The 24,172-nt window shown below is 63.0% G+C and carries 24 protein-coding genes and 1 tRNA gene; 9 read left to right on the top strand and 16 right to left on the bottom strand.

The genetic code is table 11. The annotated features are described in order from the left end of the window. Positions 1-152: 152 nt before the first annotated feature. The 3 genes from AC0L2Y_RS19040 to AC0L2Y_RS19050 all read left to right on the top strand — a co-directional run bounded on the left by AC0L2Y_RS19040 (position 153) and on the right by AC0L2Y_RS19050 (position 3,480). Entirely contained in the window at positions 153-998 is an 846-nt protein-coding gene (locus AC0L2Y_RS19040; RefSeq protein WP_352465901.1) for a tetratricopeptide repeat protein, read from the top strand. 137 nt (positions 999-1,135) lie between these two features. Beyond that, entirely contained in the window at positions 1,136-1,609 is a 474-nt protein-coding gene (locus tag AC0L2Y_RS19045; protein WP_352665584.1) for a DUF992 domain-containing protein, read from the top strand. 413 nt (positions 1,610-2,022) lie between these two features. Beyond that, complete coding sequence (locus tag AC0L2Y_RS19050) at positions 2,023-3,480, top strand: MFS transporter (protein ID WP_473558633.1); 1,458 nt, start codon at positions 2,023-2,025, stop codon at positions 3,478-3,480. Here AC0L2Y_RS19050 and coaBC read toward each other — a convergent pair. From coaBC to ubiE, 3 genes are all read right to left on the bottom strand, one after another. Beyond that, positions 3,477-4,940, bottom strand: coding sequence for a bifunctional phosphopantothenoylcysteine decarboxylase/phosphopantothenate--cysteine ligase CoaBC (gene coaBC, locus AC0L2Y_RS19055; RefSeq protein ID WP_473558636.1), 1,464 nt, complete (start codon positions 4,938-4,940; stop codon positions 3,477-3,479). The genes AC0L2Y_RS19050 and coaBC overlap by 4 nt on opposite strands. Before the next feature lie 66 nt (positions 4,941-5,006). Beyond that, the gene (ubiB, locus tag AC0L2Y_RS19060) at positions 5,007-6,581 is read right to left on the bottom strand and encodes a 2-polyprenylphenol 6-hydroxylase (RefSeq protein ID WP_473558638.1); all 1,575 of its coding nucleotides are present in this window, start codon (positions 6,579-6,581) and stop codon (positions 5,007-5,009) included. A 70-nt stretch (positions 6,582-6,651) separates the two neighbouring features. Beyond that, positions 6,652-7,428 carry a bifunctional demethylmenaquinone methyltransferase/2-methoxy-6-polyprenyl-1,4-benzoquinol methylase UbiE gene (gene ubiE / locus AC0L2Y_RS19065; protein ID WP_473558640.1) on the bottom strand — a complete coding sequence of 259 codons (777 nt, stop codon included), beginning with the start codon at positions 7,426-7,428 and terminating at the stop codon, positions 6,652-6,654. Positions 7,429-7,595: 167 nt separating this feature from the next. On the opposite strand from ubiE, the gene AC0L2Y_RS19070 reads away from it, so the two are divergent. From AC0L2Y_RS19070 to AC0L2Y_RS19080, 3 genes are all read left to right on the top strand, one after another. Further along, positions 7,596-8,570 (top strand): adenosine deaminase, encoded by a 975-nt coding sequence (locus AC0L2Y_RS19070; RefSeq protein WP_473558641.1) that lies wholly within the window; start codon positions 7,596-7,598, stop codon positions 8,568-8,570. Between the two features lie 135 nt (positions 8,571-8,705). Then, positions 8,706-9,335 (top strand): uracil phosphoribosyltransferase, encoded by a 630-nt coding sequence (gene upp / locus AC0L2Y_RS19075; protein WP_023675320.1) that lies wholly within the window; start codon positions 8,706-8,708, stop codon positions 9,333-9,335. A 100-nt stretch (positions 9,336-9,435) separates the two neighbouring features. Beyond that, complete coding sequence (locus AC0L2Y_RS19080; protein WP_473558642.1) at positions 9,436-9,999, top strand: TIGR02281 family clan AA aspartic protease; 564 nt, start codon at positions 9,436-9,438, stop codon at positions 9,997-9,999. An 89-nt stretch (positions 10,000-10,088) separates the two neighbouring features. Here the strand turns inward: AC0L2Y_RS19080 and deoA are convergent, their stop codons facing one another. Genes deoA through AC0L2Y_RS19110 form a run of 6 tightly spaced genes read right to left on the bottom strand, consistent with a single transcriptional unit; the run spans position 10,089 to position 16,263 of the window. Continuing rightward, the gene (gene deoA / locus AC0L2Y_RS19085; protein ID WP_473558645.1) at positions 10,089-11,408 is read right to left on the bottom strand and encodes a thymidine phosphorylase; all 1,320 of its coding nucleotides are present in this window, start codon (positions 11,406-11,408) and stop codon (positions 10,089-10,091) included. Next, positions 11,408-12,226 (bottom strand): purine-nucleoside phosphorylase, encoded by an 819-nt coding sequence (locus AC0L2Y_RS19090; protein WP_473558646.1) that lies wholly within the window; start codon positions 12,224-12,226, stop codon positions 11,408-11,410. The genes deoA and AC0L2Y_RS19090 overlap by 1 nt, the downstream gene beginning before the upstream one ends. Next, positions 12,223-12,615 (bottom strand): cytidine deaminase, encoded by a 393-nt coding sequence (gene cdd / locus AC0L2Y_RS19095; protein ID WP_473558648.1) that lies wholly within the window; start codon positions 12,613-12,615, stop codon positions 12,223-12,225. The genes AC0L2Y_RS19090 and cdd overlap by 4 nt, the downstream gene beginning before the upstream one ends. Positions 12,616-12,621: 6 nt before the next feature. Continuing rightward, complete coding sequence (locus AC0L2Y_RS19100; RefSeq protein WP_352516902.1) at positions 12,622-13,593, bottom strand: ABC transporter permease; 972 nt, start codon at positions 13,591-13,593, stop codon at positions 12,622-12,624. Between the two features lies 1 nt (position 13,594). Beyond that, the gene (locus AC0L2Y_RS19105; protein WP_473558651.1) at positions 13,595-14,734 is read right to left on the bottom strand and encodes an ABC transporter permease; all 1,140 of its coding nucleotides are present in this window, start codon (positions 14,732-14,734) and stop codon (positions 13,595-13,597) included. Beyond that, on the bottom strand, positions 14,731-16,263 hold the full coding sequence (locus AC0L2Y_RS19110; protein ID WP_352488677.1) for an ABC transporter ATP-binding protein: 1,533 nt from the start codon (positions 16,261-16,263) through the stop codon (positions 14,731-14,733). The genes AC0L2Y_RS19105 and AC0L2Y_RS19110 overlap by 4 nt, the downstream gene beginning before the upstream one ends. Before the next feature lie 181 nt (positions 16,264-16,444). Here AC0L2Y_RS19110 and AC0L2Y_RS19115 point away from each other — a divergent pair, with 181 nt between their 5' ends. Continuing rightward, positions 16,445-16,654, top strand: a complete 210-nt coding sequence (locus tag AC0L2Y_RS19115; RefSeq protein WP_031211352.1) for a SlyX family protein — start codon at positions 16,445-16,447, stop codon at positions 16,652-16,654. A gap of 64 nt (positions 16,655-16,718) precedes the next feature. Here AC0L2Y_RS19115 and AC0L2Y_RS19120 read toward each other — a convergent pair whose 3' ends face one another. The 3 genes from AC0L2Y_RS19120 to AC0L2Y_RS19130 all read right to left on the bottom strand — a co-directional run bounded on the left by AC0L2Y_RS19120 (position 16,719) and on the right by AC0L2Y_RS19130 (position 18,982). Continuing rightward, positions 16,719-17,708, bottom strand: coding sequence for a BMP family lipoprotein (locus tag AC0L2Y_RS19120; RefSeq protein WP_473558653.1), 990 nt, complete (start codon positions 17,706-17,708; stop codon positions 16,719-16,721). A gap of 215 nt (positions 17,709-17,923) precedes the next feature. Then, positions 17,924-18,586: a peptide-methionine (S)-S-oxide reductase MsrA gene (msrA, locus tag AC0L2Y_RS19125; protein WP_473558655.1), complete on the bottom strand. Its 663-nt coding sequence runs from the start codon at positions 18,584-18,586 to the stop codon at positions 17,924-17,926. A gap of 72 nt (positions 18,587-18,658) precedes the next feature. Continuing rightward, on the bottom strand, positions 18,659-18,982 hold the full coding sequence (locus AC0L2Y_RS19130; RefSeq protein WP_352488674.1) for a hypothetical protein: 324 nt from the start codon (positions 18,980-18,982) through the stop codon (positions 18,659-18,661). Between the two features lie 426 nt (positions 18,983-19,408). On the opposite strand from AC0L2Y_RS19130, the gene AC0L2Y_RS19135 reads away from it, so the two are divergent. After that, positions 19,409-19,498 (top strand) — tRNA-Ser (locus tag AC0L2Y_RS19135). A gap of 752 nt (positions 19,499-20,250) precedes the next feature. Here the strand turns inward: AC0L2Y_RS19135 and AC0L2Y_RS19140 are convergent. Next, complete coding sequence (locus AC0L2Y_RS19140) at positions 20,251-20,967, bottom strand: pentapeptide repeat-containing protein (RefSeq protein ID WP_352488673.1); 717 nt, start codon at positions 20,965-20,967, stop codon at positions 20,251-20,253. Positions 20,968-21,332: 365 nt separating this feature from the next. Between AC0L2Y_RS19140 and AC0L2Y_RS19145 the strand changes: the two genes are divergently transcribed. Then, the gene (locus AC0L2Y_RS19145) at positions 21,333-21,542 is read left to right on the top strand and encodes a hypothetical protein (protein ID WP_254816855.1); all 210 of its coding nucleotides are present in this window, start codon (positions 21,333-21,335) and stop codon (positions 21,540-21,542) included. A gap of 543 nt (positions 21,543-22,085) precedes the next feature. On the opposite strand, the gene AC0L2Y_RS19150 is transcribed toward AC0L2Y_RS19145, so the two are convergent. The 3 genes from AC0L2Y_RS19150 to AC0L2Y_RS19160 all read right to left on the bottom strand — a co-directional run bounded on the left by AC0L2Y_RS19150 (position 22,086) and on the right by AC0L2Y_RS19160 (position 24,105). Beyond that, positions 22,086-22,493: a hypothetical protein gene (locus AC0L2Y_RS19150; protein WP_352465920.1), complete on the bottom strand. Its 408-nt coding sequence runs from the start codon at positions 22,491-22,493 to the stop codon at positions 22,086-22,088. A gap of 269 nt (positions 22,494-22,762) precedes the next feature. Then, positions 22,763-23,035 carry a hypothetical protein gene (locus AC0L2Y_RS19155; RefSeq protein ID WP_352448287.1) on the bottom strand — a complete coding sequence of 91 codons (273 nt, stop codon included), beginning with the start codon at positions 23,033-23,035 and terminating at the stop codon, positions 22,763-22,765. A gap of 461 nt (positions 23,036-23,496) precedes the next feature. Beyond that, positions 23,497-24,105, bottom strand: a complete 609-nt coding sequence (locus tag AC0L2Y_RS19160; RefSeq protein ID WP_352488671.1) for a YdeI/OmpD-associated family protein — start codon at positions 24,103-24,105, stop codon at positions 23,497-23,499. Positions 24,106-24,172 lie beyond the last annotated feature (67 nt).

Below are 24,172 nucleotides of genomic sequence, written 5' to 3' on the forward strand. Positions count from 1 at the left end.
TTCGTCCTTTTCCAAGGATAGCCAAGGTGGCGCGATGCGGAATCGCCGCCACCTTTTTGTTGTGAGTTCGACCCGGTCCGAGAGGACCGGTTGGGAGAGATGCCGGTTCGGAGGGGGAACGGACCAGACGGCGCAGTAAGGACAGGGCAGACATGGACGCAATCACCGTAGAGCGCAGAACCGCGTGGCGCGGCCTCGCCCTGACGGCAGCCCTGCTTTCCGGGATGGCGCTTGCCAGCTGCCAGAGCGTTCCGACCGGCGAGTTCAACAACATCGACAAGGCGCAAGCCTCGAGCGAGAACATCTCCTCGCTGTCGGCGGTGATCCAGCGCAACCCTCAGGATCCGGAAGCCTACAATGTGCGCGGCTCGGCCTATGGCCGCGGCGGCCAGTACCAGGCGGCGCTGAAGGACTTCGACACCGCCATCCAGCTCAATCCGAATTTCTACCAGGCCTATTCAAATCGCGCGCTCATCCAGCGCTTCCTCGGTGACCAGGCGAGCGCGCTGGCCGACTACAACCGCTCGATCCAGATCAATTCCAATTATGACGCCGCCTATATCGGCCGCGGCAATCTCTACCGCAGGGCGGGCCGGGTCCAGGAAGCCTTCAACGATTTCCAGAAGGCCATTCAGCTCGACACGACCGACGCGCGCGCCTATCACAATCGCGGCCTGATCTACCAGAGCCAGGGCCAGCATGCCTTTGCCATCGAGGATTTCTCGACCGCCATTTCGCTGGCGCCGGACGCCTCCGAGCCCTACAACGGACGCGGCCTCTCCTACCTTGCCATGAACGACGAGGACAATGCCTTCGCCGACTTCAACATGGCCATCAAGCTCGACGGCAAGAACGCCGAGGCGTGGTCCAACCAGGCGCTGATCTACGAACGGCGCGGCGACAAGGTCAGGGCCGCGAAGTCCTACCGCGAGGCCGTGCACCTCAATCCGACCTACCAGCCGGCCAAGGACGGCCTGGCCCGCACCAGCGCCGGCTGATCGGGCCGGTTTATCGGGCCTCCGTTTCCGCACTCCGACAACCCTGCGTTTAGCTTCGCCTTGCTGGCGCCAAGTTTTCGGCGGAACGCTCGGCGTGCTCAGCCGTTTGTACAAGGCAATTTCGAAAGGACCCTGCCATGATCAAGAAACTCGCCTGTGCCGCTGCTCTCGCGACGACCGCGGTTGTCGCTCCCGCCAGCGCCAGCAAGCTCCAGCTCGGCGTGCTCGACTGCACCATCGATGGCGGCACGGCCTATCTCGTCACCTCCAACAAGGGTGTTTCCTGTGTCTTTCGTCCGCATCGTGGCGGCCCCTCCGAAGTCTATACCGGGGTGATTTCCAAGCTCGGCGTCGATGTCGGCCGGACGCATCAGGGCCAACTGGTATGGGCGGTTCTGGCGGCGACCCGCAACCACGATGAAGGCGACCTTGCCGGCAGCTACTATGGCGTGAATGCCGAGGCCAGCGTGGTCACCGGTGGCGGCGCCAATCTCCTGGTCGGCGGCCTCGACAGCGCCTTTTCGCTGCAGCCGCTCAGCGTCCAGGCACAGACCGGCGTCAACCTGGCGGTCGCCGTCACTTCGCTGGACCTGATCCACTCGTTCAAATAACGGCGTAGCGCGGCTCCCGAGCGGCGGGGCAGCGTAGGTGTCGACCTGCGAATAGCTGCCGAAAGTTCATGGATTCCGGCAGGCCCACTCCGCAGAGAATGGGCCGCCCTGATGTTCAAAGTTGCAGCGCTCCAAGGTAACGGCATGGATCCCAGGATCCATGCAGTTACTGTAACCGAAGATTGCGACGATCCAATTTTGCTTGTCTTCGGTCCAACCAGAAATCTCAACGCCTCGTGATTGTCCCCCATCGCACAAATTTGACATCCGCCCCACCAACGGCGATCAAAACCGCTTGATCTCAACTACGGTTGAGGTTCTAGAAGTCCTCCCATACTGCGGCATGCGCTCATTTGGACGTGAAGAACGCTCGAATACTTTAGACCAGCGTCTAAAAAAGCTTGGGGGACTGGATGATCAAAACAAGCAAAAACAGGGTCGACTGGCGCGCGCTGTGGGCGAGCGGCGACCTCGCGCGCTTCTGCTTTATCAGCCTCGGCATCCTGCTGCACGCCACCAACGAAACGATGGTGGCAACGATCATGCCGGCCATGGTCGGCGAACTCGCCGGCGTGCAGCTGGTCGGCTGGTCGCTGGCGATCTACGAGCTCGGCGCCATCGTTGCCGGTGCGGCCGCCGGACGGCTGGTGAGCTATGTCGCGCTGCGCACCAACATGATGGTCGCAGCAATGCTCTATGCCGCCGGCGCGCTGGTCTGCGCCACCGCGCCTTCGATGCCGCTGTTCCTCTGCGGCCGCCTGATCGAAGGGCTCGGCGGTGGCGCGCTGGTGTCGCTGGCCTTCGTCTCGGTCGAGCGGCTGTTTGCCCGCGCGATCTGGCCGCAGCTTTTCGGCGTCATGTCGGCGATCTGGGGTGTCGCCGCCTTCAGCGGGCCGGTGCTCGGCGCGGTCATGACCGAATTGCTGTCCTGGCGCTGGGCCTTCGGCGTCTTCACCCTCGGCGGCACGGCCATGGCGCTGGCAAGCTTCCTCGTGCTCGATACGCCTGAAGCAATAAGGCCGCAGACGACGGGCGGCTCGGCGCCGCCCTTCCCCTTTGCAGCACTTGGCTGCCTTGCCGTCAGCGTCGTGCTGATCGCCACCGCCGGCGTCGACATCGCCCTGCTGCGCTCGTCGCTGCTGCTCACCCTCGGCCTGATCGGCCTGGCGCTGTTTATCTATATCGACGCACTGAAGCCGCGCTCGCGCCTGTTCCCGTCGCGGCTGTTTTCATGGCGCTCGCCGGTCGGCGCGGGCATGACCATGGTTGCGGCGTTCTCGATGGCGACCTGTTCGTTCGCGGTCTACGGACCGCTGCTCCTGACCAGCCTGCACGGTATTCCGATCCTCACCACCGGCTACATCATCGCCGCCGAATCGATCGCCTGGTCGATCCTGTCGATCCTCGTCGCCAATGCGCCGCCGGAGCGCGAACGGCTGATTATCGTCGGCGGCGCGCTGATGATCGCCACGGGCGTCGCCGGTTTCGCCTATACGGTGCCGGCGGGCTCGATCCCGTTGATCCTGCTTTGCGCTTTGCTGCAAGGCGGCGGTTTCGGCATTGCCTGGCCGTTCGTCACGCGTGTCGTCGTGGCATCGGCGCGGGAAGGCGAGCACACGATCGCCTCGGCCGCTGTGCCGACCATGCAGCGCATCGGTTATGCCGTGGGTGCGGCACTGACGGGCATCGTCGCCAACGCCAGCGGCTTTTCCGAAGGCCTGAACCGCGAGGCCGCGGCAAACGTCGCTACCTGGCTGTTCCTCGCATTCGTGCCGCTCGGCATCCTGGGATGCCTTGCCGCCTTGCGGATTTCGGGGGCGAGCGACACGAAGCCGGCGAAGCTGCCAATCTCCGTGGGGGAGATTGACTAAACCACCACCGTCTTCAGCCGGCCGGCGATCAGTGCGGCGAGCCGCGTCGCCACCTCGTCCTTGCTCATCTCCGGCCATTCCTCGACGCCGGCCTTCGAGACGATCCGCACCTTGTTGCGGTCGCCGCCCATCACGCCCGGAGAACCGCCTTCATGCGAGACGTCATTGGCAACGATAAGATCGGCACCCTTTTTCGCAAGCTTGGCCTGGGCGTTCCTGACCAGGTCCTGCGTCTCCGCAGCGAAACCGACCACCAGCATCGGCCGCTTTTTGTGATGCCCGACATCGGCAAGAATATCGGGATTTTCCACCATTTGCAGCGCCGGCGGTCCCTCGCCCGCCGCCTTCTTGATCTTTTCCCCTGCCGAACTTTGAGTACGCCAGTCGGCAACAGCCGCGACGAACACCGCCGCGTCGGCCGGCAGCAGCTGCTCGACCGCGTCCTTCATCTCGACGGCGGTTTCGACGTGCAGCGTGGCGACGCCGACCGGATCGGCAATGCCGACCGGACCGGAGACGAGACGCACGTCGGCGCCGAGCCTGGCCAGCGCCGCCGCGATGGCGTGACCCTGCTTGCCCGACGAGCGGTTGGCGATGTAGCGCACCGGATCGATCGGTTCATGCGTTGGTCCGGAAGTAACGATGATCTTTCTTCCCGCCAGCGGCTTTGGCCAGCTGTCCAGCAGCGCCTCGACCGCGGTGACAATCTCCAGCGGCTCGGCCATGCGGCCCTCGCCCGCCTCGTTGCTTTCGGCCATCTCGCCTTTCGCCGGGCCGACGAATGCGACGCCGTCCTTACCCAGCATCGCACGGTTGCGGCGGACCGCCGGGTGTGCCCACATTTTCGGATTCATCGCCGGCGCCATCAACACCTGCTTGTCGGTGGCGATGAGCACCGTCGAGGCAAGGTCGTTGGCGTGGCCGTTGGCGAGCTTTGCCATCAGGTCGGCGGTGGCCGGCGCCACGACCACAAGGTCGGCCTCGCGCGACAGCCTGATGTGGCCGATGTCGTGCTCGTCCTGCCGGTCGAACAGCTCGGTGAAGACGTGGTCGGCGGACAGTGCTCCGGCCGACAGCGTGGTGACGAATTCCTGCGCCGCGGCTGTCATCACCACGCGCACCGAAGCACCGCGCTCGCGCAGCCGGCGGATCAGATCGAGCGCCTTGTAGGCAGCGATGCCTCCGCCGATGATCAGCAGGATGCGCTTGCCGGAGAGGACACCTCGCACGACCTGGCTGGGGACCGCGACCACCGGAGCTGCAGGATTCTGCAAGCTTGTCAGTTCGCGCAACGTTTTCTCGATCTGGTCGATGCGGCCGGACGAACCGAGTTGACCTTCGACCGCTGCGCGGATCATGACCCGCGCCTGGTCTTCCATTGACCGGCCATTCTCCGCAGCCGATCGGCGCAGCATATCCTTGACCTCGTCATCAAGGTTGCGGATCGTGATGCTGGCCATGTGATTGCACTTTATCCGAAATTGCCGAAGGCAATGATAGCAATGCAATCAATCGACAACAAGGCGTTAGAGCAGCTTCCAGGCGATGTACACCAGCGTCAATGCGATTACCCACAGCGCCAGCCGGCCGGAGCGGGTGTAGCGCGCCTCGGCCTTGCCGATCGCGTGCGCGGTCCTTTCGTCGAAGCGCAGGCCGTGTTCGGCCATCAGGTCGATCTCACGCGACAGCCGCTCGGTGCGGGCGGCGAGGTCCGGCGCCTGGCGGGCCAGCGCCAGCAGCGCGTTGGCGCCGTCGCGCGCATCGGCCAGCAAAGCGCGCGGGCCGAGATTGCGCGCAATCCAGCCGCTGACCACAGGTTCCGACGTCTTCCACATGTTGAAGGCCGGGTCGAGGGTGCGGGCGACGCCCTCGACAACGACCATGGTCTTCTGCAGCAGCACCAGCTCGGATCGCGTCGCCATGTCGAAGAGGTCGGTCACCTCGAACAGCAGGGTCAGCAGCTTGGCCATCGAGATGGTCTCGGCCGGCTGGCCGTGGATCGGTTCGCCGATCGCCCGGATCGCCTGGGCGAAAGCTGCGACATTGTGCTGGCGCGGCACGTAGCCGGCCTCGAAATGCACCTCGGCGACGCGCTGGTAATCGCGCGTGATGAAGCCATAGAGGATTTCGGCGAGGAAGCGGCGCTCCTTCCTGCCGAGCCGGCCGGCAATGCCGAGATCGACGGCGACGATGGTGCCATCGGCCTCGACGAACAGGTTGCCCGGATGCATGTCGGCATGGAAGAAACCGTCACGCAGCGTATGGCGCAGGAACGACTGGACCAGGTTGGCGGCAATCGCCTTCAGGTCGTGGCCGGCGGCGGCGAGGCCGGCAATATCGTTCAACTTGATGCCGTCGACCCATTCCATGGTCAGCACGTCACGACCGGTGCGCTCCCAGTCGACCGACGGCACGCGAAAGCCGGGATCGTCCTTGGTGTTCTCGCCGAGCTCCGAAAAAGCCGCCGCCTCCAGCCTCAAATCCATTTCGATCTTGGTGGTCTGGGCCAGCGTCTCGGTCACTTCGACCGGCCGCAGCCGGCGCGATGACGGAATGTACTTTTCCTGCAGCCGGGCGGCGAGGAAATAGCTCTCAAGATCGCGAAAGAAGCGGCGGCGTACGCCCGGCCGGATGACCTTCACCGCCACTCGGCTAACGACGCCGTCGTGCAGGGTTTCGGCGGTATGGACCTGGGCGATCGAGGCGGCGGCGACCGCCTCGCCGAAACTGACGTAGAGCTCGCCGACCTTGCGGCCGAGCGAGGCTTCTATCGCCGCGACGGCCTCGGCCTTGGGAAAGGTCTGCATCTTGTCCTGCAGCATGGCGAGATCAAGCGCGATATCGTTGCCGACGACGTCCGGCCGTGTCGCCAGGAACTGGCCGAGCTTGACATAGGACGGGCCGAGCCGCACGACCGCCTTGGCCAGCCTGTCGCCGCGCTCATAGGCAAGCGCGCGACGGCGGGTGAATAGACGGGCCATGCGCCAGCCGAATTTCGGCAAGCCGAAGAGCTCGTCACCGGGCAAAGCCGCGATGACGCCCTCGCGCACAAGCACCCAGCCGGCCCGCACGAGCCTGAAACCAGCGCCGATGCTGCTCATGGCTGGGTTTGCCCTGCCGGTTTCCTGAACTGGCGAAAGGCACGTCGGGCTATGAAAATGCGGGCCAGCCTCAAAGCTTCCAGCCCGAATGAAGCGCGGCGATGCCGCCGGAATAATTGCGGAATGAGGCGCGGTCAAAACCCGCGCGCGAGATCATCGCCGCGAAATTCTGCTGATTGGGAAATTTGCGGATCGATTCGACCAGGTAGGAATAGGGCTCGCCATCGCCGGTCACCACCTTGCCGATCCGCGGGATGGCGTTGAACGACCATGCTTCATAGACGTTGTCGAGCAGCGGCATCTCGACCTCGGAAAATTCAAGGCAGAGAAAACGCCCGCCAGGCTTCAGCACGCGATACGCTTCGGCAAGCGCCACATCGATGCGCGGCACGTTGCGGATGCCGAAAGCGATGGTGTAGGCATCGAAAGTAGCGTCGGCAAAAGGCAGTTCCTCGGCATTGGCTTCGACGAAATCGGTATTTGCCGACAGGCCCTTTTTCTCGGCCCGGTCGCGGCCGACGGCGAGCATCGAGCCATTGATATCGAGAACCGTTGCATGAGCGTGCCTGCCGCTCGCCTCGACGATGCGGAAGGCGACATCGCCGGTGCCGCCTGCAACGTCGAGAACGCTCCAGCCCGGCCGCTTCGGAGGATTGAGCCAGGCGACCATGGCGTCCTTCCACAACCGATGCAGCCCGGCCGACATCAGGTCGTTCATCAGGTCGTAGCGGTTCGCCACCTTGTGGAAAACATCATTGACCAGGGACTGCTTGTCGCCTGGCCCTACCCGCTTGAAACCATAGGAGGTTTCCATGCCGCCCGCAGCAGTGGTTCTTTCAACCGACATCGTTTTGATCCGCCATAAAATCGGCGGGACCATAGCCGATCACTGGTGCGGGCGCTATTGTTTAAGGCGCGGTGTTCGGCCGCGCTTCGAAGCAGGTTCCGGAAAAGTGTCACACGGTTTTCCGACAGGAACTTGCGTCATAAGAAAAAGCCTGACGGGATAATCGAATGCCTTTGAAAGCAGAACTGCACTGCCACATCGAAGGGGCAGCGGCGCCTGAACTCGTCCTCCGCCAGGCTGAGAAATACGGCAAGGATGCCTCGCCCTACATCCAGGACGGCTCCTTCGTCTGGCACGATTTCACCTCTTTCCTCGCCGCCTACGACTTCTCCTCCGACCTGTTCCGCACCGAAGAAGACTATGCGCGGCTGGCCGATCATTACCTGACCAGCCTTGCCCGCGACGGCGCCATCTATTCCGAGGTTTTCACCTCGCCCGATCATGCCAGCAAGGCCGGGCTGTCGCCGAAGGCTTATACCGACGCGCTCGGCGAAGGCATGGCACGCGCCAAGGCGAAGACCGCCATCGAAGGCCGTATGATCGTCACCGGCGTGCGCAATTTCGGCGTCGAATCGATCGAGCGGGCGGCTCGTTTCGCCGCCCGCAGCGGGCATCCGCTGGTCACTGGCTTCGGCGTCGCCGGCGACGAGCGGATAGGCGATCTGGAAGATTATGTCAGGGCCTTCGAGATCGCCCGCGAGGCCGGCCTCGGCATCACCGTCCATGCCGGCGAATTGATGGGCTGGGAGAGCGTCGAAGCGGCACTCGACCTCATCCGCCCGTCTCGCATCGGCCACGGCGTGCGCGCCATCGAGAACCCCGATCTCGTGCGGCGCATTGCCGACGAAGGCGTCGTGCTCGAATGCTGCCCCGGCTCCAACATCGCCCTGAAAGTCTTCGACAGCTTCGCCGACCATCCCTTCCCTGCGTTGCGGGCGGCCGGCTGCAAGGTGACGCTCAACTCCGACGACCCACCCTATTTCTGGACCTCGCTGAAACGCGAATACGACATCGCCGCCGAGCATTTTGCCATGGACGACAAGGCGCTCACCGCCGTCACCAGGACGGCCATCGAGGCAGCTTTCGTCGACAGGAAGACCAGGGCGGCGCTGCTGGCGAGGCTCGGCGCCAAGGGCAGGTGAATGGTGAATGGATCGCCCGCGCTTCGGTTCGTCAACCGCGAGTTTTTTCAGCGCAACCAAGGACTCGCAAACCAGTTCACTATTCACTATTCACCATTCACCATTCACTATTCACCTGCGCAGTTGGAGAACACCATGAAGGGCGTCACCGTCGTCGACCATCCGCTTGTCCAGCACAAGCTGACCATCATGCGCAAGAAGGAAACCTCGACGGCCGGCTTCCGGCGGCTGCTGCGCGAGATCTCGCTGCTGCTCGGCTACGAGGTCACCCGCAACCTCGAACTGACCACAACGACGATCGAGACGCCAATCGAGACGATGGAGGCGCCGACGCTGGAGGGCAAGAAACTGGTCTTCGCCTCGGTGCTGCGCGCCGGCAACGGCTTGCTCGAGGGCCTGCTCGATCTGGTGCCGGCGGCGCGTGTCGCCCATATCGGCCTCTACCGTGACCACGAGACGCTGGAAGCGGTCGAGTATTTCTTCAAGGCGCCGGGCGACCTCGCCGACCGGCTGGTGATCGTCGTCGACCCGATGCTGGCGACCGCCAATTCGGCGATCGCCGCGATCGACAAGCTGAAAGGCCGCGGTGCTACCAACATCCGCTTTCTCTGCCTGTTGGCGGCACCAGAGGGCCTCGAGCGATTTACCCAGGCGCATCCCGATGTTCCGGTCTTCACCGCTTCCATCGACCGCCAACTCAACGAGAAGGGCTACATCATGCCCGGCCTTGGCGACGCCGGCGACCGCATGTACGGCACCAAGTAGATCCGTTTACCGATTGTTTACGCAAACGGCTGGTTTCCGCATTCGTTAAAGCGGCGAACACCATGTCGGACTAAGGATCGGCGACCACAAAGGCCGGTCCATGCTGCGCAAGCTCCTCATCCTTGGCGTGTTTGCCGGAACGTCGGCTTCGCTGCCGATCGTCTATCAGTCGAATCCGCAGACGATTGAGCGGCTGTTGAAGTCCGCCATCGGAGCCAGGCCGGCCGACGACACCCAAGCCGACTTGAATCTCGCCGCCGTCTTGGACAGGCCGGCAACGCCGCAGCCGCTCGGCCGCAAGGTCGTCGTCACCGCGGACGCGCGCGGGCATTTCATGTCCGTCTTCAAGTTGAACGGCCGCCAGATCGACGGCATGATCGATACCGGCGCGACGCTCGTCGCCATCAACACCTCGACTGCGCGCCGGATCGGCATCTCGCTCAATTCGACGGACTTCAGCCATCAGGTCAATACCGCCAACGGTGCGATCAAGGCCGCCGTGGTGACGATCGACCGCCTGCAGATCGGCAAGATCACCGTCGAGGGCGTCGAGGCCGTCGTGCTCGACGACAGGGCGCTGCACACCAACCTGATCGGCATGAGCTTTCTGCAGCGGCTCGAAAAATACCAGGTCGAAAACGGCACGCTGCTGCTGGTTCAGTAGACCGTGATCCCGAAAAAGTGGGGACCGGTTTTCGGACAAGATCATGGTCCAAAGAAAGATAGAGCCCATCCGATACCATCGGAATGGCTCTACCCGCGCGGCAGGATCCGCCGGATGACGGTTTTCTCCGTGGCCGGTTTGGAAGTCCCGATCGTATAGGCCGAAAGCACGGCGGCCGCGGCCGCTTCGGCATCCCCAGTATTGCGGGCATGGACCAGCGCCAGCGCTTCGCCGGCCTGCACTTCCGCGCCGACCGGCAACAGCCTGGTGATGCCGACGGCGTGATCGATCCTGTCGTCGGGCCGCGTCCGCCCGCCGCCAAGCCCGACCACGGCAAGCCCGATCTCGCGGGTCGCGATGCCGGTGACAAAGCCGTTCGCGCTCGCTTTGACAGCGAATTCCGTTGCCGCCTTCGGCAGATATTTTTCGGGATTGTCGACAAAGTCGGCCGGACCGCCAAGTGCCGCCACCATGCGCGCGAAAATGGCAGCGGCGCGACCGCCGGCCAGCGTCTCGGCGGCGCGGCGCAGGCCGTCCTGGTTGGACGACACCAGGCCTGCCGATTGCAGCATCTCGGCGGCCAGCGCCAGCGTCACGTCCTCGAGCCGCCGGTCGCGAAAGCGGCCGGTGAGAAAATCGACGGCGTTGCGCACCTCGACCGCATTGCCGGCGGCGGACGCCAGCGGTTCGTTCATGCCGGTGACCAACGCCGAGGCCTTCAGGCCGGCGCCATTGGCGACCTCAACCAGGCTATTGGCCAGGGTGGTTGCGTCGCGCGATTTCTCCATGAAGGCGCCGTTGCCGACCTTGACGTCCAGCACCAGCGAATTGAGGCCGGCGGCCAGCTTCTTCGACAGGATCGAGGCGGTGATCAGCGGCACTGATTCCACCGTTCCCGTCACATCGCGGATGGCGTAGAGCCTGGCGTCGGCGGGTGCCAGATCGGCGGTCTGGCCGATGATGGCGCAGCCGGTTTCGAGCACGGTCTTGCGGAAGCGCGCAACATCCGGCTGGCTGATATAACCGGGGATCGCATCCATCTTGTCCAGCGTGCCGCCGGTATGGCCCAGACCCCTGCCGGAAATCATCGGCACATAGGCGCCGCAGGCAGCGACGATCGGCGCCAGCATCAAGGAGACATTGTCGCCGACGCCGCCCGTCGAATGCTTGTCGGTGACCGGGCCGGGCAGATGCGACCAGTCGAGCACATCGCCGGAATCGCGCATCGCCATTGTCAGCGCCACCGCCTCGTCGCGGCTCATGCCGTTGAAGAAAACCGCCATGGCGAAGGCGCCGACCTGCGCGTCGGTAACGGTGCCGGCGGTCAGGCCCTCGATGAAGAACGCTGTCTCCTCAGCCGAGAGCTTCTGGCCGTCGCGCTTGCGGCGGATGATTTCCTGGGGAAGCATCAGGCGTCGACCCTGTGCTCCGGAAGCCCGTCCTGAAAAACTCGCTGCAGAATGGTCGCCAGCCGCGCGCCGCCGACCGGCGCCATGTCCTTGGTCTCCTGGTGCGACAGCTCGGCTCCTGTCATGCCAGCGGCAAGGTTGGTGACGACAGAACAGGCGGCGACGCGCAGCCCGAGGAAGCGGGCGAGAATGACCTCCGGCACTGTCGACATGCCGACCGCGTTGGCGCCCATGACACGCGCCATGCGGATCTCGGCCGGCGTCTCGAAGCATGGGCCGGAGAACCACATATAGACGCCCTTGTGCAGCGTGGTACCGGTGGCCTTCGCCGCCTGCTCGATGGCGGAGCGGAGACCGGCGTCATAGGCTTCGGTCAGGCCGACAAAACGGCGGTCGCTCGGCTCGCCGATCAGCGGGTTGGAGCCCGAGAAATTGATGTGGTCGGTGATCAGCATCACCGAGCCCGGACCCATCCCGGGATCGACCGAACCGGCGGCGTTGGTGAGGATCAGCCTGGAGATGCCGAGGCCGGCGAGCACCTCGAGTGCCGGCCGCATCGCCGCCGCGTTGCCGTGCTCGTAATAATGCGCCCGGCCGGACAGCATCAGCACCGGCGTGCCGGCAAAGCGCCCGGCCACCACCTCGCCGGCATGGCCGCTGACGCCGCTTCGGGGAAACCCCGGCAAGTCGGCGTAGGAGATGCGCACCGCATCCTCGACCTGGTCGACAAGCCCGCCAAGCCCTGACCCCAGCACCAAGGCGGTGGTCGGCGCCAGCCCGTCCAGCCTTTCGACCAGGTGATCGAGCGCTTCCTTCATTTCAGCACATCGCCTTCAAACCCGTATGGCAACAACTCGCCCATGGTCACGGTCTCGACCACGCCGCTATCATCGCAGAGATAGAACTTCGTTTCCGGCCGGCAGAATTCCGCCAGCCGCTGCCGGCAACCGCCGCAAGGCGAGCATTTTGCCACGCGTTCGGCGATCACGGCGACTTCCGTGATCTTGCCGCCGCCGCCCATGATGTAGTGGCCGAGCGCGGTGGTTTCGGCGCACCAGCCCTCTGGATAGGACGCGATCTCGACATTGGCGCCGGCAAAGACACGGCCGTCCTCGGTGCGCAACGCCGCGCCGACCGGAAATTTCGAATAAGGCGCATAGGCCTTGGCCATGGCGGCTTTCGCCGCTTGGAACAGATCATGAGCCATGATAAATCAGCGTTCCTTGACATAAGGCACGCCGCCGGCGCGCGGCGGGATTGCCTTGCCGATGAAGCCGGCAAGCAGGATGACGGTCAGCACATAGGGCAGCGCCTGCATGAATTGCACCGGCACCTTGCCGATCAGCGGCAGCGGCGTGCCTTGCAGGCGGATCGACGCCGCGTCGAGGAAGCCGAACAGCAGGCAGGCAAACATGGCGTTGACCGGTTTCCATTTGGCGAAGATCAGCGCGGCCAGCGCGATGTAGCCCTTGCCGGCGGTCATGTCCTTCACGAAGCCGCCATTCTGCACCATCGACAGATAGGCGCCGGCAATGCCGGTGAGCACGCCGGTGCAGATCAGCGCCCGGTAGCGCAGCCAGGCGACGGATATGCCGGCGGTATCGACCGCGGCCGGGTTCTCGCCGACGGCACGTAGGCGCAAGCCGAAGCGGGTGCGAAACAGCACCCACCAGGTGAACGGCACGGCCAGGAAGGCGAGATAGACCAGCACGGAGTGGCCGGAGATGAGTTCCGAATAGATCGGCCCGAGGATCGGCACGCTCCTGAGCGCATCCGCGCCCGGCCAGATGATTGCTTCGAACCGTTCGCCCGCGGCCAGCGCCGGCGTGCGCCCGCCTTGCTGGAACCAGGCCTGGCCGAGCATGATCGTCGATCCGGCGGCAATGAAATTGATCGCGACGCCGGAAACGATCTGGTTGCCACGATGGGTGATCGAGGCAAAGCCGTGGATCAGCGCGAAGGCAACCGAGATGAGGATGGCCATGCCGAGGCCCAGATAGGCCGAGTGGAAGACCGAGGCGGCGGCCGCACCGGCGAAGGCGCCGACCAGCATCTTGCCCTCGAGCCCGATGTCGAAGACGCCGGCGCGCTCCGAATAGAGGCCGGCGAGGCAGGCGAGCAGCAAGGGGACCGACAGGCGGATGGTCGAGTCCAGGACCTGCACGATGGCGTTGAAGAAATCCATCTCAGGCGCCCTTCCCCTTGACCGCTTCCATGCCGACCGATCTCGGGCTGAGCGAGGCGAACAGCGCCTGGACGTAGGGCCGGAACATATGCTCGAGCGCGCCGGCGAACAGGATGACGAGGCCCTGGATGATGACGATCATGTCGCGGCTGATCGCCGGCATCTCGAAGGCGAGCTCGGCGCCGCCCTGGTAGAGCATGCCGAACAGGATCGCCGCCAGCACGATGCCGACCGGGTGCAGGCGGCCCATCAGCGCCACCGCGATGCCGACGAAACCGGCGCCCGAAACGAATTCGAGCGCGACATTGTGCTGGTCGCCCATCGTCGGGTTGAGCGCCATCATGCCGGCCAGTGCGCCCGAGATCATCATCGCGATGATGATGATGCGTATCTCCGAAATGCCGGCATAGCGCGCCGCTTTCGGGCTGTGGCCATAGGTGCGCATCTCGTAGCCGAGCTTGGTGCGCCAGATCAGGGCCCACACCAAAAAGGCCATTGCCAATGCCAGCAGCGAGCTGACGTTGAACGGCGCCGAGCGGATCTTGGCGCCGAACAATTCGATGACCCAGTTGAGCTTCGGCAATTGTGCGCCTTCGAGGAAGGTGCGCGTCTGCGGCGCCATCGAGCCGGGCGGCTTCAGCATGCCCACCAGCGCATAGACCATGACGCTGGCGGCGATGAAATTGAACATGATGGTGGTGATGACGATGTGCGAGCCGCGTTTGGCCTGCAGATAGGCCGGGATCAGCGCCCACAGCGCGCCCATTGCCGCGGCGGCGATAATGGCAATCGGGAAGGTCAGCCACCAGGGCAGCACGCTGTCGAAGGCCAGGCAAACGATGCCGATGCCGAGACCGGCGATATAGCCCTGGCCCTCGCCACCGATGTTGAACAGGCCGCAATGCGCCGCAACCGCCACCGAAAGCCCGCTGAAGATGAAGGTGGTGGCATAGAAAAGCGTGAACGCGATGCCTTGGCCGCGACCGAATGCACCCTCGACCAGGACGACCGCTGCGCGCAGCGGGTTCTCGCCGACCAATATGACGACGAAGCCGGCAACGACGAAGGCGACGAACAGATTGATCAGTGGGATCAGCACGTAATCGGCCCAGGCCGGCAGCTTGGCATAGGGAGTGCTCACTCGGCGGCCTCCCGGTGCTCGACGCCGGCCATCAGCAGGCCGAGCTCGCCCTCGGTTGCGTCGGGGCCGCGCTCGCCGACGATGCGGCCGGCAAACATCACCAGAATGCGGTCGGAAAGCGAGCGGATCTCGTCGAGCTCGACCGAAACCACCAGCACCGCCTTGCCCTGGTCGCGCATGGCGATGAGGCGCTTGTGGATGAATTCGATGGCGCCGACATCGACGCCGCGCGTCGGCTGACCGACGATCAACACGCCGGGATCCTGTTCCATTTCCCGCGCCAGCACGATCTTCTGCTGGTTGCCGCCGGAGAAATTGGCGGTCTTGAGGCGGCAGTCGGCCGGGCGGATGTCGTATTTGACGATCTTGTCCCTGGCATCGTTACGGATGGCGTCGATGTCGAGGAACGGCCCCTTCAGATAGCGCTCGTCGTCCTGGTAGCCGAGGATCGAATTCTCGTTCTCCTCGAAGGCCAGCACCAGGCCGACGTGATGGCGGTCCTCCGGCACATGGGCGAGGCCGCGCTCGCGCAACTCACCGGGATCGGCGGCGCCGGTGAGGTCGATCGGCTTGCCGTCCAGCATGACCGAGCCCGACACGGCGTGCCTGATGCCGGAAATCGCCTCGAGCAGTTCGGATTGCCCGTTGCCGGCGACGCCGGCAATGCCGACGATCTCGCCGGCATGGACGTCGAAGGAGACGTCGTCGACCATGGTGACGCCGCGGGAATCCTTCACCGTCAGGTTCTTGACCGCGAGCTTGACGCCGCCGGCCTTCGCCTCGCCCTTCTCGACGCGCAGCAGCACACGCCGGCCGACCATCAGTTCGGCCAGCTCCTCGACTGTGGTCTTCCTGGTTTCGCGTGTCGCCACCATCGTGCCTTGGCGCATCACCGAGACCGTGTCGGTGATCGCCATGATCTCGCGCAGCTTATGGGTGATCAGCACGACCGTCTTGCCCTGCTCCTTCAACTGCCTGAGGATGCGGAACAGATGGTCGGCCTCGGCCGGCGTCAGCACGCCTGTCGGTTCGTCGAGGATCAGGATCTCGGCGCCGCGATAGAGGGCCTTGAGGATTTCGACGCGTTGCTGCAGGCCGACCGGCAATTCCTCGATGATGGCGTCGGGATCGACTTCGAGCCCGTATTCGCGCTCTAGCCGCTCCAGCTCGGAACGCGCCTTGGCGATGCTCTTCTTCAGCAGCGCATCGCTTTCGGCGCCGAGAATGACGTTTTCCAGCACCGAGAAATTGTCGACCAGCATGAAATGCTGATGCACCATGCCGATGCCGAGCGCGATCGCATCGTTCGGCGTCTTGATCGATGCCGGCTGGCCGCCGACACGGATTTCGCCGGAGTCGGCCTGATAGAAACCATAGAGGATCGACATCAGCGTCGACTTGCCGGCGCCGTTTTCGCCGACGATGCCATGGATGGTGCCGCGCATAATCTCCAGATTGATGTCGCGGTTGGCGCGCACGGCGCCGAAGCTCTTGTCGATGCCGATCAGCTCGATTGCGGCTTGCGCCATGCAGCCTGTTCCCACTGTTATTTTTTTACCGCTTGGTCAAACGCCTAGCATGACGCCCAGTCTGTGCCAATTGGGTCTGTGCCAATTGGGCGGAGCAGGGTTCACTCTCGACAAATCCCGCCATGCTTGTCAATTTCCAACGTGGCCGCAGCCTGCACAATCGTCTGATCGAGGATTTCAAATGACCATGCCCGAGGACCGGCTGACTACGCTGGAAATCCGCGCCGCCGAGCAGGAGAAGACGATCGAGGAACTGTCCGGCCAGATCGCCGAGCAGTGGAAGGTGATCGAGCGCATGCAGCGCAAGCTCGACGCGCTGGCCGAGCGCTTCCTGGCGCTGGAGGAACAAGCCGCACCCGACGTGCCGGTAACCAAGCCGCCGCACTGGTGAGCGGCTGAAATGTAAAACCGCCGGGCTTTCACCCGGCGGCTCGGCAGTCTGCAATGTCGATCAATCAATACGGGCAGGCATTGTCCGACATGTAGTCATGCACCTTGATGGTGCCGGCGATGATGTCGGCCTTGGCTTTTTCGACCGCCGCTTTCATCGCATCGTCGACAAGCGCCTTGTTGTTGTCGTCCATCGCGTAGTCGACGCCGCCTTCCTTGAGGCCGAGATCGTTGACGCCGGCTGTGAACTTGCCGTTCTTGGCATCCATGAAGGTGTTGTAGACAGCAACGTCGACGCGCTTGACCATGGAGGTCAGCACCTTGCCGGGCTGCAGGCCGTTCTGGTTGGAATCGACGCCGATGCCGAGCTTGCCGGCGTCGGCCGCTGCCTGCAGCACACCGACACCGGTGCCGCCAGCCGCAGCATAGATCACGTCGGCGCCCTGGTCGATCTGCGTCTTGGCGATCTCACCGCCCTTGGCGGGATCGTTCCAGGCTGCCGGCGTATCGCCGGTCATGTTCTGGATGACGTCGGTGGCGCCGGCCGCCTTGGCGCCGCCGACATAGCCGCAGCCAAACCTGCGGATCAGCGGAATGTCCATGCCGCCGACGAAGCCGACCTTCTTGGTCTTGGAAGCCATCGCCGCCATCACGCCGACGAGGTACGAGCCTTCCTGCTCCTTGTAGACCAGGGAGCGGACATTGGGCTTGTCCACGACCATGTCGATGATGGCGAATTTGGTGTCGGGGAACTCGGTGGCGATCTTGTCCAGCGCGTCAGCCCAGGAAAAACCCGCCATGACGATCGGATTGCGGCCGTCCTCGGCGAAACGGCGCAGCGCCTGCTCGCGCTGGGTGGCGTTGCTGACCTCGAATTCCACATAGGGGATGCCGGTCTCGGTCTTGAACTTTTCGGCGCCGTGGAAGGACGCCTCGTTGAACGACTTGTCGAACTTGCCGCCGAGATCGTAGAGGATCGCGGGTTGAATGTCCGCGGCGAAGGCCGGAAGAACCATTGCAGCTGCGGCCATAAGGCCGAGAACGATACGTTTCATGTGATCCACACCCCTGTCGGTTATTTGTCCATTATGCACCGCATGCCGGCCCGGTTCTCCGGCGGGCATGCGGCGTCAGGCAGGAGTGTCTTCCTCCCGCTTCGGGTCAATCTGGCACGGCCCGAAACAAAATTCACGTGGAATTTTGACCCTTTGGAAAAGCATGGCGCCGCAACGCGGCGCCACAGCATATTCATTGCGTCAGGGGCATAAAATCAGGCGGAGCCGGCGGCCGGAATGGCGCAGGAGACGCCGGTTCCCTGCAGGCCGCAATAGCCGTAGGGGTTCTTCGCCAGATATTGCTGGTGGTCTTCCTCGGCGAAGTAGAATTCCGGCGCCGGTGCGATCTCGGTGGTGATCTTGCCGCGTCCGGCACCGCGCAGCGAGGCCTCGTAAGCATCGCGCGAGGCGATCGCAGCCTGGTACTGCGCGTCATTGAACGTATAGATCGCCGAGCGGTAAGTGGTGCCGACATCATTGCCCTGGCGCATGCCTTGCGTCGGGTCGTGACTTTCCCAGAACAGCTTCAAAAGCTCGGCATAGGACACGATCTTCGGATCGTAGACGACGAGCACGACTTCGGCATGGCCGGTGAGCCCGGTGCAGGTTTCCTGATAGGTCGGATTGGGCGTCACGCCGCCGGCATAGCCGGCCGCCGTGACCCAGACGCCCTCGACCTGCCAGAACAGGCGCTCGGCGCCCCAGAAGCAGCCCAGGCCGAACATCGCCGTCTCCAGCCCTTCGGGATAGGGACCCTTGAGCGGCCTGTTCGAGACGAAGTGCTTCGATGCAGTCGGGATCGGCCGGTCGCGGCCGGGCAGCGCCTCGGAGGGCTTCGGCAGGTTGAGCTTCTTGTTCAGCATGTCGCTGAGAAACATAGTGCGGTTTCCTTTTCTTCTTGGTTGAGCTTTTCCCGGTCCACGAACGCAGGGTCCGGGAAAGCTGGAATGTCAGGTCGCGGCAAACCGCCCGCTGGGGCGCTGCCGCCTGTAGCCGATGGCGTAAAGAATGAACGCCAGCACCGCGAACACGGCGAAGCCGGGCTGGCTGAGCACCCAGGCGATGGCGCCATCCCACAGCAGCGGATTGACCTTGTCGCGGACGAAGCTTTCGAAGGCGCTGCGCGTATCCGGCGAGACCGCAAGCCAGCTGGTATTAAGCGGGGTCATCACCAGCGCCGAAGCCGCCACCGAGCGGGTCGCATCGAGCACGGCCATGATGACCGAAACCGACAGCGCGACCATTGCAGCGAGACGAAAGATGAAGCGGAACATCCAGACCCTTCCTCCCCAGGAGATTATCAGAATGTCGTGTCGGACTGTTAGATAGGATCTACTTGCTTCGCCTGCAATCGCGACACGCGAAGTTGAACCCGCGACCCCCGGTTCGGCGGAACCGGCGGCGCGCCGGACGGCGAGCACACCTCGGCCGCCCCTTTCGATAGGCTCCCTACGGGTGCTCCGGTAACATGGGGTGAGCATCCGTATCCGGCAAAGCGAATAGACTATCGTTATGTCTTGGCATTCGGCACCGGATCGACTAGATGAGCCCCGCGCCTGTTGCTTTGACAGCTCAGGTGCGGGGAAAGGGTATCCGCTGGTCGACGGCGCCCACGGCCGGAATTCCGGTCCGGAATCCCAAAGGAGATGCATCTCCCCAACCCGCGCGGCGAAACCGGCCGCGTCGAAAATGCTAAAGACGGAGAGGTGGCCGAGTGGTTGAAGGCGCACGCCTGGAAAGTGTGTTTACGGGAAACCGTAACGCGGGTTCGAATCCCGCTCTCTCCGCCAGATACCCACTTGAGCGTCTGTTATTGTTTCGCTTTGTGAGTTGCGGCCTTTCCGTTCCTAACGTCCGCAAACGATGAAGCTCGGCCACCATGCCGCCGCCCCTTTGTTGACTTTGCTTGGGAATCGGAGTGTCCGGAAAAACCGCAGGGCAGCCCCCAGGATTCGCGTCTGCGGACCCCAATCCGCCCCGCCGGCGCCTACAGGCAATCTACCCCAACGCCCCCCAAGCGGCGCCGGCCACTTTCAGCCCCTTCGTTCCAAAGTTGGCTTCCAGTCGCGATTGCGCGCCCGCTGATGGCCTTCGTAGTCAGGAATGCATGCGAAGAAGGTCGGTCACGGCCGGCAGCCTTGCAATTTGAGCAGACAAAGAGCCCGACCAAGTCGTCATGCATCGAGCCGTGGTCATGGCCGAGCCTGTCAATCAGCGCCTGGATGTCACGTTTCGTCGATTTGCAGCACATCGGGTGCGCACAATTGAATAGATGGTTTCGCGGGCGGACAGAGTGTCGGCGAGGGTCTTTCGAGTCATGGCGATTTTCCGTTGAAGGGGCTCGCCGCAACGGGAGGATTATATTCCTTAATGCTGATCCCCTGCATTGTCTCGTGCGGAATGGGCTCTCCGGCATTAGACAGGGATATCCGGAGTTCGCCGTCTCGGGTGGTGGCTTCGACCTTAATGGGCATGCCCGCGGCACAAAGTTATAGGTTCGAATCCTCTCCGGCGCAGCATTGCCGCAGTTCCTTGCCGACAACTATTCCTGCTGGAATTGACAGGGCCAATTTTCAGGCCTCGTCAAGCCAGAAGGCAACTCGGTCCGCGCGTCTCCGCAAGCCATGTTGAGCTGCCACTGGGACAGACCCGCCGAATTGGAAAGGTCGAGGCCCTCGATACGGGTCAGAAAGAAAAAGGCGCGGTCAAAGTCTATCGGCGCGGTGAACCTCGCTCCTCGGAAGTCCGCGCGTGCGAGATTGGCAAACGAAAAGCGGCTGCCGCTGATATCGGCGTCATGGAACTGCGCACGACCCAATTCCGCCTTTGTGAAATCAACATTGGTCAGATTGGCGTCCTGGAAATTCGAGCGCTGCATTTCAGCGCTCGCAAACACAGCGCCCTGCGCGTCCATACGGCTGAAGTCGGTCCTGTAGGCCTCGATTCTGTCGAACCGGGCGCCTTTGGCGGTCGAGTCGGCCAAGGAAGCACGCACAAGAGTTGCCTTCTCAAGATTTGCCGCACGGAGATTGGTGTTCCTGAGGTCGGTCGAAGTGAAATCAACACCGAACAGGTTCGCCCCGCTCAGGTCCTGTCCATCTAGGATGAGAAGTTTCTTGTCACACTCTTGCCAATTGACGCCAGGCGTCGCGGCTGCGTCGCAATTTTGAGCGGCAGCGGCGTTCTGCCAAGCAAACACAGTGCAAACCGCTAGAACCAAGCCGGATGTGCCGTAAGCTCTGGTTCGCCTCAAAGTCATTGTTGCTGGACCTCTGCTACTCGCCGACACTCACCCTTACCACATCTGCTGACACTCGAGCCACGGTGACCACATGGCTGTGCTCGCGGCGCATTGGGTCAAGCCTGGTGTGAAGCTCCGCGTCAAACACCTTCGCGGCGAATTCTAGGCGGCCAGCTTACATTAGCCAGAGTGAACAGAACGTGATTACGGGCCAGGCCTTCACACCTTCGCCTTGCACCAGCCCGCCCACCTAGCATGCCCCGCCATCGCGAACGGCCCAGCACGGGCGAAAGACAAGCTCCTTCCTGGCGCTGCGCCGCGTGCAGTCGGAACAAATGGGATCGACGCCGGTTAACAATCGAAGGGACCGCAGACGAAGCGGTATGATGATGATTGATATATTTAGCTTCGAACTGGCCAATGCCAGGCTGCGCGTTAAACGGGCCGAGCGCTCGCTGAAGCGTGCGAATGAACTGTTGTTGAACGATGGCTGTGTCGCCGTCAATCTCGCGTTGTGCGACCGCATACGGTCTGAGCAAAAACGCGTGATTGAGGCCCGGGAACGCATGACGAAGATCGATCGGAAGAATTGACCCATGATGCTCGCGACCCTCCACCTTGAAACTGCGAGATACGGCGACGAATATCGCGTCGCAAGGCTCGCGCTGTTGAGGCAGCAAATGATACGGCACATCAAGCGCACAGACGCCTCGGCGCAGAAAGTCGAACAATCGCTGGCAAGATTGGCCGAAGCAAACACGCTCGGGGACCGGCTCGCGCAACAGTAGGTCCGCGCGCTCTACCGTCGTTTGACGATGACCCCGTCGTGCTGCGTCGCCAACAACAAGGCTGCATCAACGTCGCACCTGCGCTCGCTGGGCGTCGCGCCCCAAAAGCACAAGGCAGTCGTTTCGGCGAAGATCCAAGAAGTGTCGATATTTTCACCTTCCTAGGGACGCAGGCACAACGCCAAAATGAAGGCCGCGATAAGCAGCATGGCAGGCAGAGGGGCGCGCGAAGGCTACTGAGCGGCTTTCATCTCGCCGCACCCTTGCCTCAGATCAGCCTACAACCAATCGGCCCGCGCTTCACCAGAAGCACGGGCTTTGGTCGACTCGGCACTATCGCCGCCCCGTCTAGCGCGGGACCGCTTGTATTCCCGAGACTGAGCGCTCTGTTTCGCTGGAGAAAACCACGAAGGCAAAGATCAGCACGGCGACAGCGACAATCATTGAGCCGGTGGCGACGATCGGCTCGAGCGCCGGATTTCCCTGCAGCATCAGGTAAAGCGCCGGCAGCATCACGACCAGGCCGAGATTGTAGACGCCATAGTGGATCATCGCGCTCCTGCGGGCCGCCTTCGCCGGGTTCAGCGCATAATAGCCGCCGAATATTGCACTGGTGACCCATCCCAGCAGGTTGATGTGCGCGTGAGCCGGAAACGCGCCGTGATCGCCTGAAATTGCCATCTGCAGGCCAGCTGCAATTCCCAGAATTAGAAAGACGATGGCTGTCTTGAAAAAGAGTTCCGAAACCTTAGGCATGTCATTCTCCCAAACCCGTTTTGCCGCCGCATCATGCTTTGTTTGCGGTGACCTTGCCAAGGGGACCGTCGGGCCTGCCGAACCATTTATTGGCGGCCTGACGGCCCGTTGGCGGCCGGCCACCGGGTCTGGCCGGTTTGCGAGGCCAGCCGGCAAAAAATATGCGCTGACGCTAATTTGATTGCAATATCACCCGCCAGGCTTCCATGTCGTTCTCACAAGGGAAGTCCTGCACGATGGTGGTGCCATACGCGCCAAAGGTCTGCCCGTCAGTGTTGCAGCAAGGCCTCGCCAAACTTCTCCCACAGCTGTTCGCAATCTGTTGCTCTGAGGCTGGGGGTTCCGAGTGGGCCATATCTGATGACGGCGGCGTGAACATCATAGCCAACGATAGGTGCATTGGCGACAAAGTGGATAGCCTCGCCCAATCGGCGAGAGCCAATTGGCGCATCGGTTTTGTTGGTGATGTCGAAGACACCACAAATATCCACTTCCTGATTTCTGGCTGCCAACGCAGCTTCCATTACCTGTTCGTGCATCATCGAAATCTCTCCTAACGGTCTAAGTCCAAGAACCGCGGCTTGTGCTGGCCCGGCAACTGACAACCGGCAAATCGAAGTGCCTTTTGCAGCATCTCGATTGGCTCTTGCTGCGAGCCACTCCGCCCGCTCCCGCGGCAGGCCGATAAGGCAACTGCCAGCGAAATTCGCAGGCACGTCCACGGTCGCATCAAACACGGCCCACGTGCCAGTCGGCTCCTGAACGGGCAAAAACCTCATAACAGCGCCTGCTAATATACTATGTCGACTGTGAGGACGGGACTTTTTTCCTGCATCAACTAAACGAATGAGAGCTGGTGTCGAAGTGCCGGGCGCGCTCGTCGAAAACAAGTCGTCGGCGACATCGCCAGGATCGAAGGTGCGCCTGATCTGCGATCCGGCCGCATTCGGGGCTCGCCGACAGGGACAAGCACGAGATGCCGGAGACAAGCGCGGCCAAATGTTCATCCAGAATCGCGATTTCGTTGCGGATAGATCGTCTCGCCGCGCTTCAGCATCTCCACGAAAGCCGCGATCTTCTTCTTGCGTCCCGCTTCGGTCTTCATGTTGTGGGTGCGGAAGGCGAGCGCGAAGCGGTTTTGCCCGCTGAGCTTTGCCAGCATCTCTTTCGCCCTGGGCTCGGCGTCTATTGCCGCCTGCAGATCGTCGGGGATCTTCATCTCCTTGCCGCTCCTATAGGCGCGCGCCCAGCGGCCATCTGCCTTGGCTGCCTCGACTTGTTTCAGCCCGTGCTCGGTCATCCGGCCCTCCTCGATCAGCCGGGCGACATTGTCGACATTGATCTGGCTCCAGGTGCTCTTCTTGCCGCGCGGGGTGTAGCGCTGCAGGTAGCTTTTGCCGTCCAACGCCTTTCGCACCGCATCGATCCAGCCCCAGCACAACGCCACGTCGATGGCTTGCTTCGGCGTAATCGACGGCAGTCCCGAATCGAGCTTGTGGATCTTGATCCAGACTTCGTCCTCGCTGTCGTGATGCTCGCCAAGCCAGGCATGGAAGCTTTCCGCGTCCCTGAACTCGCGCACCTTGGCGGGGTCGACCTTGACGGGCGCCATCAGCCGGTCGGCCCTTGACGCAGACGCGTAACGATGCCGAACCGCTTGCCGGCCGCGCGCGCGCTCA

Source organism: Mesorhizobium sp. WSM4830, from assembly GCF_055811495.1.

Bases quoted from the DNA above. Each gene is read 5' to 3' on its own strand.
- AC0L2Y_RS19040 (WP_352465901.1), top strand. From the start codon at position 153: ATGGACGCAATCACCGTAGAGCGCAGAACCGCGTGGCGCGGCCTCGCC.
- AC0L2Y_RS19045 (WP_352665584.1), top strand. From the start codon at position 1,136: ATGATCAAGAAACTCGCCTGTGCCGCTGCTCTCGCGACGACCGCGGTT.
- AC0L2Y_RS19050 (WP_473558633.1), top strand. From the start codon at position 2,023: ATGATCAAAACAAGCAAAAACAGGGTCGACTGGCGCGCGCTGTGGGCG.
- coaBC (WP_473558636.1), bottom strand. From the start codon at position 4,940: ATGGCCAGCATCACGATCCGCAACCTTGATGACGAGGTCAAGGATATG.
- ubiB (WP_473558638.1), bottom strand. From the start codon at position 6,581: ATGAGCAGCATCGGCGCTGGTTTCAGGCTCGTGCGGGCCGGCTGGGTG.
- ubiE (WP_473558640.1), bottom strand. From the start codon at position 7,428: ATGTCGGTTGAAAGAACCACTGCTGCGGGCGGCATGGAAACCTCCTAT.
- AC0L2Y_RS19070 (WP_473558641.1), top strand. From the start codon at position 7,596: ATGCCTTTGAAAGCAGAACTGCACTGCCACATCGAAGGGGCAGCGGCG.
- upp (WP_023675320.1), top strand. From the start codon at position 8,706: ATGAAGGGCGTCACCGTCGTCGACCATCCGCTTGTCCAGCACAAGCTG.
- AC0L2Y_RS19080 (WP_473558642.1), top strand. From the start codon at position 9,436: ATGCTGCGCAAGCTCCTCATCCTTGGCGTGTTTGCCGGAACGTCGGCT.
- deoA (WP_473558645.1), bottom strand. From the start codon at position 11,408: ATGCTTCCCCAGGAAATCATCCGCCGCAAGCGCGACGGCCAGAAGCTC.
- AC0L2Y_RS19090 (WP_473558646.1), bottom strand. From the start codon at position 12,226: ATGAAGGAAGCGCTCGATCACCTGGTCGAAAGGCTGGACGGGCTGGCG.
- cdd (WP_473558648.1), bottom strand. From the start codon at position 12,615: ATGGCTCATGATCTGTTCCAAGCGGCGAAAGCCGCCATGGCCAAGGCC.
- AC0L2Y_RS19100 (WP_352516902.1), bottom strand. From the start codon at position 13,593: ATGGATTTCTTCAACGCCATCGTGCAGGTCCTGGACTCGACCATCCGC.
- AC0L2Y_RS19110 (WP_352488677.1), bottom strand. From the start codon at position 16,263: ATGGCGCAAGCCGCAATCGAGCTGATCGGCATCGACAAGAGCTTCGGC.
- AC0L2Y_RS19115 (WP_031211352.1), top strand. From the start codon at position 16,445: ATGACCATGCCCGAGGACCGGCTGACTACGCTGGAAATCCGCGCCGCC.
- AC0L2Y_RS19120 (WP_473558653.1), bottom strand. From the start codon at position 17,708: ATGAAACGTATCGTTCTCGGCCTTATGGCCGCAGCTGCAATGGTTCTT.
- msrA (WP_473558655.1), bottom strand. From the start codon at position 18,586: ATGTTTCTCAGCGACATGCTGAACAAGAAGCTCAACCTGCCGAAGCCC.
- AC0L2Y_RS19130 (WP_352488674.1), bottom strand. From the start codon at position 18,982: ATGTTCCGCTTCATCTTTCGTCTCGCTGCAATGGTCGCGCTGTCGGTT.
- AC0L2Y_RS19140 (WP_352488673.1), bottom strand. From the start codon at position 20,967: ATGACTTTGAGGCGAACCAGAGCTTACGGCACATCCGGCTTGGTTCTA.
- AC0L2Y_RS19145 (WP_254816855.1), top strand. From the start codon at position 21,333: ATGATGATGATTGATATATTTAGCTTCGAACTGGCCAATGCCAGGCTG.
- AC0L2Y_RS19150 (WP_352465920.1), bottom strand. From the start codon at position 22,493: ATGCCTAAGGTTTCGGAACTCTTTTTCAAGACAGCCATCGTCTTTCTA.
- AC0L2Y_RS19155 (WP_352448287.1), bottom strand. From the start codon at position 23,035: ATGATGCACGAACAGGTAATGGAAGCTGCGTTGGCAGCCAGAAATCAG.
- AC0L2Y_RS19160 (WP_352488671.1), bottom strand. From the start codon at position 24,105: ATGGCGCCCGTCAAGGTCGACCCCGCCAAGGTGCGCGAGTTCAGGGAC.